14 protein-coding genes are annotated in these 16,520 nt (G+C 45.6%); 5 read left to right on the top strand and 9 right to left on the bottom strand.

Annotation, left to right across the window (positions count from 1 at the left end; genetic code table 11):
* Window positions 1–60 precede the first annotated feature (60 nt).
* Window positions 61–861, bottom strand: coding sequence for a calcium-binding protein (locus QUA42_RS04885; protein WP_333135610.1), 801 nt, complete (start codon window positions 859–861; stop codon window positions 61–63).
* Between the two features lie 124 nt (window positions 862–985).
* On the opposite strand from QUA42_RS04885, the gene QUA42_RS04880 reads away from it, so the two are divergent.
* Both QUA42_RS04880 and QUA42_RS04875 read left to right on the top strand, forming a co-directional pair.
* Window positions 986–3,388, top strand: coding sequence for a bifunctional serine/threonine-protein kinase/ABC transporter substrate-binding protein (locus tag QUA42_RS04880; RefSeq protein ID WP_333135608.1), 2,403 nt, complete (start codon window positions 986–988; stop codon window positions 3,386–3,388).
* Window positions 3,389–3,553: 165 nt separating this feature from the next.
* Window positions 3,554–5,965 carry a bifunctional serine/threonine-protein kinase/ABC transporter substrate-binding protein gene (locus tag QUA42_RS04875; RefSeq protein ID WP_333135606.1) on the top strand — a complete coding sequence of 804 codons (2,412 nt, stop codon included), beginning with the start codon at window positions 3,554–3,556 and terminating at the stop codon, window positions 5,963–5,965.
* Window positions 5,966–6,001: 36 nt separating this feature from the next.
* On the opposite strand, the gene proC is transcribed toward QUA42_RS04875, so the two are convergent.
* From proC to der, 7 genes are all read right to left on the bottom strand, one after another.
* Window positions 6,002–6,847, bottom strand: coding sequence for a pyrroline-5-carboxylate reductase (proC, locus tag QUA42_RS04870; RefSeq protein ID WP_333135604.1), 846 nt, complete (start codon window positions 6,845–6,847; stop codon window positions 6,002–6,004).
* 206 nt (window positions 6,848–7,053) lie between these two features.
* Window positions 7,054–7,671, bottom strand: coding sequence for a cell division protein SepF (locus QUA42_RS04865; protein ID WP_006634207.1), 618 nt, complete (start codon window positions 7,669–7,671; stop codon window positions 7,054–7,056).
* Between the two features lie 117 nt (window positions 7,672–7,788).
* The gene (locus QUA42_RS04860) at window positions 7,789–8,454 is read right to left on the bottom strand and encodes a YggS family pyridoxal phosphate-dependent enzyme (protein WP_333135602.1); all 666 of its coding nucleotides are present in this window, start codon (window positions 8,452–8,454) and stop codon (window positions 7,789–7,791) included.
* A 72-nt stretch (window positions 8,455–8,526) separates the two neighbouring features.
* A complete protein-coding gene (pipX, locus tag QUA42_RS04855) occupies window positions 8,527–8,796 on the bottom strand; it encodes a transcriptional coactivator PipX (RefSeq protein ID WP_006634205.1) in 270 nt (89 codons plus the stop codon).
* A gap of 42 nt (window positions 8,797–8,838) precedes the next feature.
* A complete protein-coding gene (gene acpS / locus QUA42_RS04850) occupies window positions 8,839–9,297 on the bottom strand; it encodes a holo-ACP synthase (RefSeq protein ID WP_333135600.1) in 459 nt (152 codons plus the stop codon).
* A gap of 309 nt (window positions 9,298–9,606) precedes the next feature.
* The gene (locus QUA42_RS04845) at window positions 9,607–10,605 is read right to left on the bottom strand and encodes an energy-coupling factor transporter transmembrane protein EcfT (protein WP_333135598.1); all 999 of its coding nucleotides are present in this window, start codon (window positions 10,603–10,605) and stop codon (window positions 9,607–9,609) included.
* 169 nt (window positions 10,606–10,774) lie between these two features.
* Entirely contained in the window at window positions 10,775–12,136 is a 1,362-nt protein-coding gene (gene der / locus QUA42_RS04840) for a ribosome biogenesis GTPase Der (RefSeq protein ID WP_333135596.1), read from the bottom strand.
* Window positions 12,137–12,381: 245 nt separating this feature from the next.
* Between der and QUA42_RS04835 the strand changes: the two genes are divergently transcribed.
* The gene (locus QUA42_RS04835) at window positions 12,382–13,590 is read left to right on the top strand and encodes a NupC/NupG family nucleoside CNT transporter (RefSeq protein WP_333135593.1); all 1,209 of its coding nucleotides are present in this window, start codon (window positions 12,382–12,384) and stop codon (window positions 13,588–13,590) included.
* A gap of 1 nt (window position 13,591) precedes the next feature.
* Here QUA42_RS04835 and QUA42_RS04830 read toward each other — a convergent pair whose 3' ends face one another.
* On the bottom strand, window positions 13,592–14,797 hold the full coding sequence (locus QUA42_RS04830) for a transposase (protein WP_333135591.1): 1,206 nt from the start codon (window positions 14,795–14,797) through the stop codon (window positions 13,592–13,594).
* Between the two features lie 358 nt (window positions 14,798–15,155).
* Here QUA42_RS04830 and QUA42_RS04825 point away from each other — a divergent pair, with 358 nt between their 5' ends.
* Both QUA42_RS04825 and QUA42_RS04820 read left to right on the top strand, forming a co-directional pair.
* On the top strand, window positions 15,156–15,743 hold the full coding sequence (locus QUA42_RS04825) for an acireductone dioxygenase (RefSeq protein WP_333135589.1): 588 nt from the start codon (window positions 15,156–15,158) through the stop codon (window positions 15,741–15,743).
* Between the two features lie 43 nt (window positions 15,744–15,786).
* On the top strand, window positions 15,787–16,386 hold the full coding sequence (locus tag QUA42_RS04820; protein ID WP_333135587.1) for a class I SAM-dependent methyltransferase: 600 nt from the start codon (window positions 15,787–15,789) through the stop codon (window positions 16,384–16,386).
* The last annotated feature ends 134 nt before the right edge of the window (window positions 16,387–16,520 follow it).

Below are 16,520 nucleotides of genomic sequence, written 5' to 3'. Positions count from 1 at the left end.
TTTCTATGTCCAATCTTCGATTTAAGCTTTTGCAGGAGGCATGGCAGCGCATTCTACAGCTTAGAATCCCTGAGCAGAGATAATACTGTTTTGCAGTTGAGCGGGCGTTACACTCTCAACAAAACCTATTAAATCTCCGGAATTCTTGACTTTGATGAGAGTTCCTGAAGTCACGATAGATGTGGAGCCTAATAGATCGGGCGGAAGAAAAGAACCCAGAGCTTGCGGCACTTCCGCTTGTATTGTAATGGGCGCATTTGTCAAGCTTTCCAAAACTACATCGTTAACCGTCAAACCGTCTGCTAATCCAATTTTATCGAAAGCAGGTCTGAAACTTACAATGAGATCGGTATTATTGACATCTGTAACTCCGGGTTCTGCTTGGAGGACGTACAAGTTGCTGCCCCCGAGTTTGAGAGAATTATTATCATCAAAACCTGCTAAGAAGTCTCGACCCACACCTCCCACTAGAGTGTCATTTCCGTTACCGCTTACTAAAAAATCATTGCCTTTACCGCCCAATAAAATATCATTTCCACCCAAACCCAAAAGCATATCTCCATCTTGACCTCCGTTTAGAGAGTCATTTCCGTCCTCTCCACCTATTAGGTCTTTCCCTTTTCCCCCCAATAAAGAGTCGTTACCAAAATCCCCTGTGATAATATCTTCGCCCTCATTGCCAAAGATCAAATCATTAGCTGTTGAGCCGACCACTGTATCGTCACCTCCGAGCATCCCTACTCCTGAAGGGAAATTAGTTACACCTCCGAATCGGGAATTATCGATGAATAAATCAACTGATTCCGATGTATTGTCGCCAACTAAGCGAGGCACTCCTGCGGGGTCTCTTTGTAAAGCCATAAAATATTTTCTCCCTAAAATCTCAGATGCCAAGATTATTAAATAATCCACTCTCAAAATCAATTCATATATTCATAACTTTGAGTTCATAAAAGTCATAACTTTGAGTTCATAAAAATCATATTTGTGGTACGATCGACACCAACGGGTGCAGCGAGTCGAGGGAAGGGAACAATTTATGTGTCTGAATGCAGGGGATATTCTGCGCGATCGCTACCAAATTATCGGTCAATTAGGGCAGGGAGGATTTGCCAGAACGTATACGGCTAACGACGCTTTGGGCAGCCATGAAAATCCCCTGTGCGTCGTCAAGGAAATTCCGCCTCCTGAATCGAACGATGGGCGGCTGTTGGAGGAAGCACAACAGCAATTTGAAAAAGAAGCTAAAACCCTGAAGTATCTCGATAAGTGTCCGCAGATTCCCAAGTTAATCGATCGCTTTCTGGAAAAGGGAAAATTTTACTTAATTCAAGAATACATCGCAGGAAATCCGCTCAACCAAGAACTAATTTCAGGTAAGCAGTTTAACGAGTCAGAAGTTATCGATTTATTGCAGGATATTTTGTCCGTTTTAGCTTTTGTCCACGAGCGAGGGATTATTCACCGCGATATTAAACCGTCAAACTTAATCCGACGCAAGCTTGATGGCAAAATTGTGTTAGTTGACTTTGGGGCAGTAAAAGCGATCGGCACTTTGGCGATTCAGGGCGGTCAAATAACTCAAACTCGCGTCATCGGTACAGACGGTTATATGCCGGCCGAACAGTTGACAAATCAGCCCAGATTTAACAGCGATATCTATGCTGTGGGAATCATCGGCATTCAAGCGATCGCAGGTTTAGATATTCAAGACTTTTTAAATCATAAAAAAACTGGGGAACTCGTCTGGCACTACTCCACCCACGATCGCCCGATGATAAAAATTAACAGCAAACTGGAAAAAATTTTAAACAAGATGGTGCGCTACCACTTTAACGATCGCTATCAATCGGCTGCTGAAGTGTTACAGCATTTGCGATCAGTGGTGGTATCGCCCTCACCGCCGATTGAGACTGCGACGCAGGTGGGAGTGGAATATTCGATCGCCCGTGACAGCAAAACACCTTCCCCCCCAAACCTCCGAGATGGTTTAAGTGCCGGAGAAAAAATTCTATTTACAAGTTCTCAACCTTGGCTCAAGCAAAAAGGAGTTAAAGAATTTGCAGCTTCAAATTCAGAGCAAGCTTTTAATACCTTCAAAGAATCATGGCACAACGAAGACGGCAAAGACCCAGAAACTTTAATTTACCTGAACAATGCTTTTCTGGAAGTCAGCAACGCTCCTTATTACACAATTGCTGTCGTCCTTTCCGTTTGTCGGAGAAACCCCGACAGTTTTTCTCAGCTTGGCGAGCAGGCGAAAGAATATCTGCGCGGAGTGGCTCAAGCGCAAACAGAAGTTAATTTGAGAGTGTCCAATTCTAACGCTCCGGACTTTCCCGATCGAGGTTTTTTACCGAGTAAAGGCATTAACGGCAAAAAACTTAAAGTAATTATTGCTGACGATGCGAACGATGAAGAGGAGGCCAAACAAAGAGCCATTTCGGTGGTCGATCGACCGGATATTTTAGCAGTTATCGGTCACGCTAGTAGCGAGATGACGATGCACGCTGTAGATATTTACAACAACAATAATCTCGTTTTGATGTCTCCGGGTGCAGCCACGGGAGAGCTGACACATGAACCTAGGAAATTTTTCTTTCGCACTCAATATACGAGCAGTTTAATCGCTAAAGATTTAGCGAAGTACCTCCGAGAACAAAATCAAACACAAGTAGCAATTTTATACAATCCGCGAAGCCCATTCGGCGCATCTTTTGTGAAAGGTTATAAAAACTATTTTCGACGCCTAGGGGGAACAATAGTCAGAATTCAAGATTTCGATTTATTTAAAAAAGACTTCAACACCGCAAGAGCGATCGAGGAAATCCAGAGAAAGGGAGAAACTGCGATCGTGCTAGTTCCAGATCCCCATCATAGCAGAACGCTAGACAGCGCATTTGAGATAATAAAACTTAACGGATCTCGCAATTGGATTGTCGGCGCATGGATGCTGATGTGTCCGCAAATGTTAGAACTGGCATCGGGGCAACCGCAAAAGTTGTTTAAAAAACTCATCTTTTCTGTTGGCTGGCATCCCTTAAACAGTCCCAACCCAGAATTTCCCCAACAAGCTCGATCGCTGTGGGGAGAAGAGGGAAATACTCGTATAGCTTCAGGTTACGATGCAGCGCGCGCACTCATAAAAGCATTGGAAATGCAGGAGGAACCCAGTCGTGAAGGAATGCAAAGAACGCTTTCATCTCCTGATTTTAGCGCTTGGGGAGCCACAGGAACCATTCAGTTTAACTCGCCGACAAATGGCGATCGCAAAAATCCTCCCAGCGATTTAGTACATATTGTAGAGTGTCCAAAAGAGCCGTTCGGCCTCGCTTTTGTTCCCGTCAAGTATCCGACAGCGGCAGAGGCAGGTTTAAATTGCGATTGAACTCGTTGATTCAATTTTCTTGCGTTAGCCGCCCTCTGGGAAGTACATGAACCGTCGCTATACGGTGGCATTACATACTGGTGAGTAAGCTATATAAACCCGTCCCCGCCCGATGGTAAAATCAACATCAACGAGTGCAGCGAATCGAGAGATTGTAAAAAACTTATGTGTCTGAATCCAGGGGATATTCTGCGCGATCGCTACGGAATTATCGCTAAATTAGGTGAGGGAGGGTTTGCTAAAACCTATACGGCTAACGACGCTTTGGGCAGCCCCGAAAATCCCCTGTGCGTCGTCAAGGAAATTCCTCCTCCTGAATCTAACGATGAGCGGCTGTTGGAGGAAGCACAGCACCAATTTGAAAAAGAAGCTAAAACCCTGAAGTATCTCGATAAGTGTCCGCAGATTCCCAAGTTAATCGATCGCTTTCAAGAACAGGGAAAATTTTACTTAATTCAAGAATACATCGAAGGAAATCCGCTCAACAAAGAACTCGCATCTCTCAGGCAGTTTCAGGAGTCAGAAGTTATTGATTTATTGCAAGATATTTTGTCAGTTTTAGATTGCGTCCACTCTCAAGGTATTATTCACCGCGATCTGAAACCGTCAAACTTAATCCGGCGCCACCTTGACGGCAAAATTGTGTTAATTGACTTTGGGGCAGTAAAAGCGATCGGCACTTTGGCGATCGAGAACGGTCAAATAACTCAAACTCGCGTCATCGGTACAGACGGTTATATGCCAGCCGAACAGTGGAAAAATCAACCAAGATTTAACAGCGATATCTATGCTGCGGGAATCATCGGCATTCAAGCGATCGCAGGGTTAGATATTGAAGACTTTTTTCATGATAAAAAAACTGGGGAACTCGTCTGGCACTACTCAACTGACGATCGCCCGATGGTACAAATTAGCGACAAGCTGAAAAAAGTTTTAAATAAGATGGTGCGCTACCACTTTAACGATCGCTACCAATCTGTTGCTGAAGTGTTGCAGGATTTGATCTCGCTAACAGCGTTGCACTCACCTGCCCCCCCTTCACAACAACCTCTGCTGCCTAAGCCTAAACACCAATGGCAAGATACATTGAGAGTCTGCTTGCCGATCGCGATCGCAGGATGCCTCGGGCTAGCAGCATTTTTAATACACAAAATTTTTACACCTCAAACTTGTCCTTTAATCCAGGGAGATGCTGTGAGTTGTGGCGAGGAAATCCTGATAAAAACATCGAGTCCTCGCTTAAAACAACGGGGAATTAATGAGTTTTTTACGACCAACTATCAATCAGCATTTAATTTATTTAAACAATCGTGGAACGAAGAAGAACGCAAAGATCCAGAAACTTTAATTTACCTAAATAATGCCCTTTTGAAGGCAAAAAAAGCTGATTATTACACCATTGCAGTTGCCGTTCCCATCAGCAACACCGAAGGAGGTACTGTCAATTCTGATTTGGCTAAAGAAATGCTGCGCGGCATTGCCCACGCCCAAACAGAAGTCAATCTAGGACTTTTTAATTCCGAGCGCAATAACGACTTTCCAGGTCAAGATTTTTTACCAGGTAAAGACATTAATGGCAAGGGTATTAGAGTCATTATCGCTGACGATGCCAATCTGAAAGCAGAGGCACAAGCTAGGGCCTCTTCACTCGTGAAGCAAACCGAGATTTTGGGTGTCGTCGGTCACTATACTAGCAAGATGACTGTGCATACAGTCGATATTTATGACAAAAATCACTTGGTCTTAATTTCGCCTGGGAGTACAACTGAACAATTAACAGAAAAACCTCGGAAGTTTTTCTTTCGCACTGTGCCTAGAAATCAAATTACTGCTGAAGCTTTCAAAAAGTATCTGAGTGAAAACGCAGGTCAGAAAAAAGCGGTGGGTTTCTACTGTCCTGAGATTCAAGCTACTTCTTCATTGTGGGAAGAATTCAGAAAACAGTTTAGACAAGCAGGAGGAAATATTTTCAGCATCACTGAATTCGATTTGTGTAAGAAAAATTTCAATGTTGAACTAGCATTACAAGAAGTCGAACGCAGTGAGAAAACCGCGATCGTCTTAACTACGAGTCATGTCCCGGATGCAGTAAAAAATGCGATGGCACTTATTAAAGCCAATGGCGATCGCAATTGGGTAGTGGGAACCGGGGGAATCTATAGCCAGAAAACCTTAGAAACCGCTTCCCAGTTACAGTCTTTTGAGAAACTGGTGACATCATCCTCTTGGCATCCCTTAGCTGCTCCCAACCGCACATTTGCCGATAATGCTCGAAAGCTTTGGGGAGGAAATGTCAACCACCGCACAGCTTTAACCTACGATGCAACTCGGACGCTAATTAAAGCAATAGAAAACCAACCGCAACCCAGTCGCGAAGGGATGCAGAAAACTATTGCGAGTCCGAATTTTAGCGCCACAGGAGCAACCGGAACTATTGAGTTTGATGCGAATGGCGATCGCCAAAATTTTCAACCGGAGTTAGTGCATATTGTCAAATGTCGAAAAGAACAGTTTGGTGTAGCTTTTGTTCCCGTCAAATATCGGACGGCAAAAGCGGCAGGTTTAAAGTGCGATTGAACTCGTTTATGATTGTTTCTGTGCGTTATTCCTGACTTATTTGCCCAATTCTTGAGAACGCAAACAAGCTGCTTTCACTGCTTCGATTAGTGCAGAACGAAAGCCGTTACTCTCTAATTTAGCAATTCCCGCAATAGTTGTGCCGCCGGGACTCGTAACTCGATCTTTCAATTCTGCTGGGTGCATTCCCGTTTCTTGCAATAGCTTTGCCGTACCGAATACTGTTTGCAAAGCTAATTGAGAGGCGATCGCCCGTGGCAGCCCAGCACAAACTCCGCCATCTGTCAATGCTTCAATTAAAACTGCTACATAACCAGGCCCGGAACCGGAAAGCCCTGTCACCGCATCCAGCATACTCTCAGGTACTTCTACCACTTCTCCTACGGCCTGAAAGATGCGCTTTACCAATTCTAAATCAGCCGGTTGAACAAGTTTTCCCGGGGCGATCGCGCTCATTCCCGCTCCTACCGTGGCTGGAGTATTCGGCATCACCCGCAGCACTCCCCGGCCGGGAAAAGCTGGTTCGAGCTTGCTGAGTGGCACTCCTGCCAAAATCGACACTACCAGCGCTTCTGGGTGGGAATTAGCCGTTTCTCCATTATTTCCCTGTTTGCGATCGGCCGCCACCGCTAACTCCAAAGCTACCGTATCAAAAACTTGCGGTTTAATCGCCAAAAACAGCACTTCTGTAGCGGCAGCAACTTCTAGATTGCTGGCTGTTGTTCCAATCCCGTAGGTTTCCGTCAAAAATTGGCGACGTTGAAGTTGTGGGTCGCTCACCAATATTTCAGAAGGCAAATAAACTTTTTGTGCAATTAAGCGGGATAAGAGAGCCTCTCCCATTACCCCGCCGCCGATCGTACCAAATTTTATGTTAGTCATTAGTCAGTTGTCACTTGTCACTTTTGAGTTGTCACTTTTGAGTTGTCAGTTGTCAGTTGTCATTGGTTACTTAGTTGTTAGCTAATGTTATTAATCCGCAGTGTTTATTCCACAGTTATTAGTTGTTAACTATTGACTACTGACTACTAACTACTGACTACTGACTACTGACTACTCACCACTGTCAACTGACTACTAACTACTGACTACTGAGCGATTGGAGCTTGTTCTGCCGGCCAGACTGTTGGTGCAGGAGCAGCAGGACGAGGGCGTCCTTGAGCAGGAGGAACTTCATGAACCACACCAGACTGAGTTCTCACCTGCACGCAGCTAGGCGTAAACAAGAAAATACTTTCACCAATTCGCTCTTGATGACCGTCAAGGGCATAAGTACCGCCCGCCACAAAGTCCACAGCTCTTTGCGCTTGGTCTGGGTCCATCACCGTGAGGTTCAAAACCACAGACTTCCGTTCCTTAAGGGCTCGAATTGCTGCCGGCATCTCTTCAAAAGTGCGCGGCTCCATTACTACTACTTCCGAAATCCCGTTCATAGCTCCAGGCATTCCTATCACGTTATTCATTACTGACCCTACTCCGCCGGTTGGTGCAACGACATCCATACCTGTCGATCCTACTACTGACCGCTCCCGCATTCTACGATTTTGACGACGTTCTTCTTCTGCTGCTGCGACGGCAGCGGGGTTCGGTTCAGGCGCTTGGTAGAAGTTCTGATAGCGCTCCCCTTCCGTTTCGTCGTAAACGTCATCGTACTCAGGCTCATTGTTGATGCCTACAAAATCTCGCAGTTTAGAAAAAATATTCATGATTCACGCTCCTTCACGACTTGGCTGCCCCGACTATACTCGCGTTGCGCGTTAGTCGCGGGCGGCTGACTACTCTATATTTAACCTAAATTGTCTTTATTAGAAGATTTCAATTATTTATCCCCTCCTAGAGCCAAATAAGGTTTGTCCTAGCCGTACCATAGTAGCACCTGCTTGAATTGCCAAATGATAATCCCCCGACATCCCCATCGATAGCTGCTGCATTTGAATGCAGGGCAAATTTTGCTGCTGGATTTTCTGTGCAAGTTCGTGAGTGCTGTTAAATAATTCTAGGATTTGGGAGTCATCTAATCCCAGCGGAGGAATTGTCATCAAACCTTGAATTTTGATATGCTGACATTTGCTGAGTTGTGGAAGGTCGGCCAGCAGTTCTGGAACGCTCCAGCCGTATTTGTCCGGGTCGGGCAACATTTTGACTTGCAGGCAGACTTGGGGGGAGCAGGACATTTCCCCCGCCAAGCGCGAAAGTCGCTGAGCGAGTTTTAAATTGTCGAGAGAGTGAATCCACTGGAAATGCTCTAGGGCCTTGGCGGCTTTGTTGGCTTGCAAGTGGCCGATCAAGTGCCAGTTGATATCCGGTAAATCTTGCAGTTGGCTTTGTTTTTCGGCAGCCTCTTGAACCTTACTCTCGCCAAAATCCCGGATACCGGCGTCGTATGCTTCGCGGATAGCATCAGTCGGTACCTGTTTGGTAACGGCAATTAACCGCACTGAGTCCGGCAAGTGTTGGCGAATGCTGTTAATTCGAGAGGCTATAGTCATGGGTGCTCAACGCTCTTGACGGGAGGGAAGGAAAATTAAGACAGTTACCAATTACCAAATTACTGATTTTCGTTATTGAAATGTGCGCTGGTGAATGGTCTGCAATTGGTCGTACTCCTGATATTGACCGCTGCGACGCAGGGTTCGCAGGCGAATTTCGACCATGAGGCGAGCGTCGGAGCGACTGATTGGTTCAAATCTCAGCCCGCCTGGGCCGTTTGTCACTAAAAAAAACAGGCGCTGGGCGTATAGGGTGGTAAATAATTCTTGGCTGTCTTCAACCTGGGATACCCTGAAGAGGAGGCCAAAGTTTGGATGATTCAGGTAAGTTTCGGTAGTCATTCACGCTCACAATCGATCAATTTTAGATTAAAGATTTAGATTTTAGATTTTAGTTTCACTCGATCGCCCGACGGCGTTGTTTGACGGGGGGCTACAAAGGGCGATCGCCGTAGCCGTGCAATAGTCTCCGTCGTGGCTGAGGCTCAATTGCCACTGGCAATTTCCCCAAACAGAGGCTTGTGCTGCTGCGGTTCCGTGCAGTTGCACGTTAGGAGCACCGTTTTCGGAGCGCCGAATCTCCACATCTGCATACCGTATTCCCCGCCATCCCGTGCCTAGAGCTTTGACAACGGCTTCTTTTGCTGCCCAGCGCCCCGCTAGCTGGTTGCAGGAAACTCGATTCATTTTACCTTTAATACTGCTTTGTTGAGAATTTAGTTGCCCGCAATCCCTTTGTTCGGCGGGCGTGTAAACTTTTTCGAGGAAGCGATCGCCAAACCGGTCTAATGCGGCTTGAATGCGCGGAACATATACGATATCTGTCCCAAGATAGATGTTCAAGGTCTTGGTTCTCTAAATATTTATCTCCATTACTTTAGCAGGACTGAGGCGTGGGAGCATCTCATACGATTTTAGATTTTAGATTTTAGATTTTAGATTTTAGATTTTAGATTTGGGGATGACTGACTGGATATGGGTTTGGAGTCCACCTACAGTTGCATTTTTGTTGGAAACTGGTATCAGTTTTGCTTGGATAGGTGGCCGATACCCGTCAAGCATAAATGGTTTGATTTCGGTACTATGCAACTGTCAACTGTCAACCCTTCTCCTTTGCGAGCGGGCAAGCTGTCAACTGTCAACTGTCAACTGTCAACTGTCCCAACCCCAAACGAAGCGGGCGCTCCAGAGGACGATCAAGCATCCGAGGGCGATCCAATCTCGGATTTTCAATTGCAATTGGTGCCATTCTACACGGTGTCGATCGGGACTGGTGAAGCCGCGAACTTTCATGGCGCTGGCAATTTGTTCAGCTCGCAGGAGCAAGTTTTCTAACAGCCGCTCCGCTATCATCAACCACACTTGAGCTGCGCTGCGAAATCCGAGTTTTTTCCAGTTTATCGCTCGGGTTCTGACCGATCGTACTAAATTTTGTATTTCTTCCAATACTAGGGGAATGAACCGCAAAGATAAAGTTAATGTTAAGGCTATTTCGGTAACAGGCCAGTTCAAGCGGCGCAGAGGCTGCATTAAGTTTTCAATCGCGGCGGTAATTTCTTCGCTGGCTGTGGTGAGAAGGTAGAGGTTGGTGCTGTAAATTACTGTGAAAAATAGGGTGCTGACGTTGATAGCTAAATCTAGGGATTTGCGGGTGATTTTAATCGGGCCTTGTTTGAATACAACGTAACGGTAGTTTGTGGGTTGGGGGAGTTGATTTGGGCTTTGGGCTTTGGGATTATTGGGGATTGGGGAGTTTGAGCCTAAGTTAAAAGATTGGTACCAGGGTTTGGGCTTTTGAGGGGCTGGAAGGGTGGCCTGCTGTTGGGAAAAGGTTAATTCGTCGGCGGGGATGCGGGGCTGGTGTTCTGCGGGGAGTCCGTCGGGGGCGATCGCGCTGAGGCAAAATACTAATAGGCAGAATAGCAGCAGCATTCCCATTTGCTGTTTCCACACGCGCAAGGGAATTGCTGCTGTTAGTGTCAGTAAGATTAACATTCCTACTAGCATCAACCGCCAGATGGGATTGGCGAGTATTGGTGCAATCAGAAATGTCATCAACCAAGCTAATTTTACGCGGGAGTCTAGCCTGTGAAGCCAGGTTACTGGTTGTTCTAGGTAAAGTCCTATGGGGAGCGATCGAAGTAAGTCCATCTTAGGATTTTAGATTTTAGATTTTAGATTGTCGATTATTAATAATACTAATTTATTGAACCGCGAAGACGCGAAAAACGCCTAGAAAAAAGAGAAGGAAGAGAATAGAAAAAAACGCAATTTGCTTTGGTCGTTAAATTGCGTTTTTTATTGAATCTAAAATCGAAAATTACTTGACGCGCAGTGCTCTGTTTGTGGTGCTCATTTCTGTGGCACGAACTTTTTTGCCTCTCCAAAGTAGCCGCATTGGTGTACCGGTAAAGCCTAGATGTTTGCGGAATTGGCTTTCCATGTAGCGGCGGTAATTTTCGGTGAAGCGTTTGGGATCATTGACAAATAGGGCGATTGTCGGTGGCTGCGATCGCACTTGAGTACCGTAATAGATTTTGCCTTGTTTTCCTTGGCGGGTAACTGGGGCTGAGTGCCAGGTTGTGGCTTCTTCTATGACTTCGTTAATCACGGCGGTAGTGACGCGGCGCTTGTGTTCGTCGGATGCTTTGTCTACTAATTCAATGATTTTTTCAACTCGCTGCCCAGTCATGGCGCTAACAAAAATCATTTCGGCCCAGTCGAGGAAATAAAGTCGGGTTCTTACTTCTCTTTCGTACTCGTAGATGGTGTCGGAGTCTTTTTCTACAGCATCCCATTTGTTGACGACTATGATGCAGGCGCGACCTTCTTGGCTGATGCGATCGGCTAATTTTTGGTCTTGATCTGTAACGCCGTCAATTGCGTCAATTACTAACAGTATTACGTTTGCCCGGCGGATGGCTTTGAAAGCGCGGTTGATCCCGAAAAATTCTGCGCCGTATTCGACGTTTTTCTTTTTGCGAATTCCGGCTGTGTCGATCAGGCGGTAGGTTTTATCGTTGCGTTCTACTAAGGTGTCGATCGCGTCGCGGGTTGTGCCGGAAATCGGGCTGACTATGGCGCGGTTTTCTCCGAGAAATGCGTTTAACAAACTCGATTTGCCGACGTTGGGACGACCGATAATTGCTACTTTAATTTCCTCAACTTCTGGTAATACTTCCGTGGGAAGGTAAGTAATTAATTTGTCTAGCAATTCGCCGGTGCCGTTGCCGTGAATGCCGGAAATTGGGTAAGGTTCTCCCAGTCCCAATTGCCAAAAGTCGGCTGCTTGGGTGAGTCCTGTATTTTCCGATTCGCATTTGTTGACGGCGAGAATGACTGGGACTTTTTGCAGTCTCAGCCAAGATGCGATCGATTCGTCGCCGCCGGTGAGCCCCGTTTGTCCGTCTACTACGAAAATAGCTGCGCTGGCTTCTGCGAGGGCTGCCATTGCTTGTTCGCGAATTAAAGGCAGAAATTCTGTCTCGTCGTCGAATACTAGCCCGCCGGTGTCTACGACTTGATATTCTCGATCGCCCCAGTATGCTGGTCTGTAAGTGCGATCGCGCGTGATTCCTGCTTCGTCGTGGACGATCGCGTCTTGGGTGTTGGCTAAACGGTTGACGATCGTCGATTTGCCTACATTGGGGCGTCCAATAATAGCAACTATAGGTAGAGACATAAAAGTAGCAGCAATGAGGCTGCGCCGTAATTTTGAGGTTTAGCCTTTTATTGTAAGCGAAACTGGCCCAGATTGTATGCGATCGGGCTGCATCGTGTATTATGCGCCCTCCGGGGCTGTGCTGCCCGCGCCGCGAACTCATTGCGGCCTCTGGAAACGACATAAAGTACGATCGGACTGTTAATTTGGATTATCAGAGCCTGGTAAGGATAAATGCTTGCTGCACATTCTCTAAAAATTGCTAAATGGAACGACTTATTTCTGTATTCGGGTTAACTGTTTTTGTCGGTTTGTCCTACGCCTTTTCAGTCGATCGGCGCGCTGTCAAGTGGCCGCCCGTATTGTGGGGAATTGCTTTACAGCTAATTTTTGCTATTTTGATTCTCAAAACAGCTCCTGGTTTGGCTGTCTTTAAATTTTTGGCAGATTTGGTGACGCAGTTTCTCAATTTTTCTGATGTGGGGGCAAAGTTTATCTTTGGAGACAATTTTGCCGAACACTTTATCGCTTTTAAAGTGCTGCCTACTATCATTTTTTTTTCTTCGTTTATCACCATACTTTATCACTACGGCATTTTGCAGCGAGTTGTCCAAGCAGTGGCATGGTTGATGATTAAAACCATGAAAACTTCTGGCACAGAAACGCTTTCTTGTGCTGCGAATATCTTTATCGGGCAAACGGAAGCTCCTTTGTTAATTAAACCTTATTTGGCGGCAATGACGCTCTCGGAACTCCATGCTGTCATGACGGGAGGATTTGCCACAATTGCCGGCGGAGTCATGGCAGCTTATATTTCTTTTGGAGTACCGGCTCAACATTTAATTGCGGCGTCGGTGATGTCTGCACCAGCAGCTTTGGCTATTTCTAAATTGCTGTACCCAGAAACTGAAAAGTCGCTGACTGCTGGGGAGGTGGAGGTGAAGGTGGAACAGGTTTATGCTAATGCGGTGGATGCGGCGGCTTCGGGTGCTAGCGACGGGTTGAAGTTGGCGGCGAATGTGGCCGCTATGCTGATTGCTTTTTTGGGTTTGTTGGCTTTTTTTAATGCGCTTTTGGGGTGGTTTGGAGGGCTAATTAGTTTGCCTCAGTTGTCGCTAGAATTAATTTTTGCTTATTTGATGGCTCCGGTTGCTTGGCTGATGGGGGTGCCTTGGGCTGATTGTGCAGCGGTGGGGATTGTTTTGGGAAAAAAAACTATTTTGAATGAGTTTATTGCTTATTTAGATTTGATGGAATTGGTGAAACAACAGGCGATTTCTGAACGATCGCAAATTATCTCGACTTATGCTTTGTGCGGGTTTTCTAACATTGGTTCGATCGGGATTCAGATTGGGGGAATTGGCGCGATGGCTCCGCAGCGGCAAGGCGATTTGGCGAGGTTGGGCGTGAGGGCGATGATTGCTGGCTCTGTGGCTTGTTTTATGACTGCTTGTATCGCGGGGATGCTGATGTAAATTACCCAGCACTGACCTGAGTACAGGTACAGTGTGGGCTTTCAATAGCCCTGAAATGATTTTGCAAATTGCAAAACAATCTCGAACCTTCGGGCTTATTTACGAAAGCCTCAATAGCAGCAATATTCTTACTGCCGTTTAAATCGGCATCACCTTTCCATCCACAATGACCACAAGCAAACTTTTTACCGTTTCTATAAGATTCACCCTGTATAGGGTGAATCTTATTGCATTTGTGGCACATTTGGCTAGTGTATCTAGGCTCAAAAAACAAAATCTTTACGCTATGCTTTATAGCTTTGTAGATTAGGAATTGGCGCAACTGAAAGAAGGCCCAGCTATTGCTAAGTCTCCGCTCTTTTTTCGAGCGTGGCTGCTGATTTGTGAGCTCCCTAATTCCAGTCAAATCTTCTAAAGCGACAAGTTGATTTTTGTTTTGAGCCTTCGTTACGATACGGTGACTGATAGTGTGATTTACCAATGTCTGAAAGCGCTTTTCCTTGCCCGACAACCGTTTCAACAATTCTCGACATCTACGCCGAGTGCTGCGTGTGCCTTTCGTGGCTTTTCGCTGGATATTTGCTCTCAGCTTGGCATAATGATTTCTAACTTTGGTAATTTGTTTACCACTAAATGTATCTCCATCAGAAGTAACTGCAATGTCAGTCCTACCCAAATCACAGCCCAAAACTTGATTGCTTGGTGGAGGCTCGGCTGGCTGAGATTCAAGCTGAATATTAAGATAGTAACTACCATAAGAGCGTTTGCACAAAGTAGCAGTCTTGGGGTTTTGACCTTTCAGCAATCCCAGTTGATAGTTTCCGATAGCCAGTACAAACCTTTCCCTACCACCAATAGTAGTCAAACTTACTGTCCAATCTTTTTCCCGAAAAGAAAAGATACGGGTATCGTAAGTGACGCTAGTAGGAGCAAATTTGCTGACTGGCTTCCCATCTTTTTTAGCTGTTTTTCTGTTGCCAGAAACCCGTCTAATAGCATGGATTGCCAACTGCGCCGAAAGTCCAAACATATCTCTGACATTGTGATATACCAAGGATTGCATCGCCAATTCATTTGTCAGCGTTGGTGACACAGTTTTATTCACATATTCACAAGCATTAGCATACGCCTGAAGGGTTGCATCAATTTTGATGAACTGCTCAGGCGTTACTTGGAGCTTGCAAGATACTGTCAGGACTTGTTTCATGACGTGATTGTATCAGGTATTGAAGAAATTCTGTTGCGTTTAGAGATAATTTGTTCAGCGGGTACGCCTCACGCGCATTCCTCCCGTCACTCAACGGAGTACCGTTAGACTGCGGGACTCCTGCTGTTTTAGTTGAAAGTTTTGAGTTTTTTAGTTAAGCTGTGCGGTGCTTATGGCCCACCTTACATTAACTCCAGTAAATGTTATTAAATAAAAGTTAAAAAAACCACAAAGTTATTTTATGGGTGGTATTGCTTTGATGATTGGCGAGGCAAGACATGGAATTTTAGCGATCGGCTATTATTGAAAATAAGCAGGAGTTTAGTTTTTGACCAAAGCTTAAAACAGCAGCTTAAAAATGGAAACTAAATTTCCCTCAAAGCTCAACACATTAGGTGGTAATATGGCTGTTCTGCAACTAGAAGACGGTAGAACATATACGGATATCCGGGCGATCGCCAGTCAACTGGCAGTTTTAAATATTGAGATCGATTCCCTGCCCACAAACGAAAATCCGGCGTTTCAAGAACTGCTCGTTCAAGACATTCTCAATGTTACAGAAAAACAGCAGATTCTCGCAGCCTTTAATAGCGAGTTTGAACAGTTTAAGCGCGCCAGCGGATATCGGTGGTGCGACTTAAAAGTGCTGCATCCAGGTTCGCAGCAGATTTACGCGCTGATGACTCAAAGCCATCGCACTCACACCCACACAGATGCAGAAGTTCTTCACATTTTAGCTGGGGAATGCGTTTTTGGGTTTGTGTATTCTAACGGCTCTCAGGTACAATTAATGCTGCAAGCTGAAGAATACATTAAAGTGCCTGCCAATACCGAACATTGGTTTTATCTCACTCCGTCGCTGTACTTGAAAGCCTTGCAGTATTACACCACTGCTCAAGGCTGGGTTCCTCACTATACTAACAGGAAACTAAAAATTAAAAATTAAGAGTCAGAAGGAGAGGGGAAATTTGTAGAGGAGGAAGAAGAAGATGAAACAGAATTGGGTGACTTACTATCAAGCGGTGGAAGGTCGCCCGCCGCATGAAACTTTGCTGAAAGCCTTGTCAATTTTTGACAGGGAACCGTTGCTCGATCGTCCTCGATTCGCTGTAGATTTAGGCTGTGGCGATGGACGAGATACGGTGGAACTCCTGCGTCGAGGCTGGCGGGTTTTAGCGATTGACAGGGAACAAAATGCCTTCGATCGCCTGCTGGATCGTCCGATTCAACGCGATCTCCTGCAAACTCAATTGATGCGTTTTGAAACCTTAACTTTGCCTCAATCGATCGATCTAATCAATGCCAGTTTTTGCCTTCCTTTTTGTCAGCCCGCCGATTTCCCCCATCTTTGGGAAACGATCGTGACATCGCTACATCCAGGAGGATATTTCTGCGGTCAATTGTTTGGCGATCGCGACTCATGGGCTGTTTATCCCAATCGCACTCATCATACTCGCGAACAAATTCAAGTGCTGCTAAAGTCCTTTGAGATTGAGTGGTTTGACGAAGAAGAACATCCTGGAGTAACGGCGCTAGGCGAGGAAAAACACTGGCATATTTTTCACATTGTTGCTCGTAAGAGAGATTAATATATATAGTGCCGACTGAGAAGTCGGCACTCTCTTGAAGTCGGAGTTCTGGAAAAGTTGCAGCTCGTTTTTACTGAATTTTTCGGAATTTACCGTTAAATTAGCTTCCTAATGGCTAAGGAATGAAAAATAAA

It is taken from the genome of Microcoleus sp. Pol11C2, from assembly GCF_036701505.1.
GTDB lineage: Bacteria > Cyanobacteriota > Cyanobacteriia > Cyanobacteriales > Microcoleaceae > Microcoleus.
The sequence above is the reverse complement of the archived record's forward strand: the minus strand, read 5'-3'. Positions and strand labels throughout refer to the sequence as shown.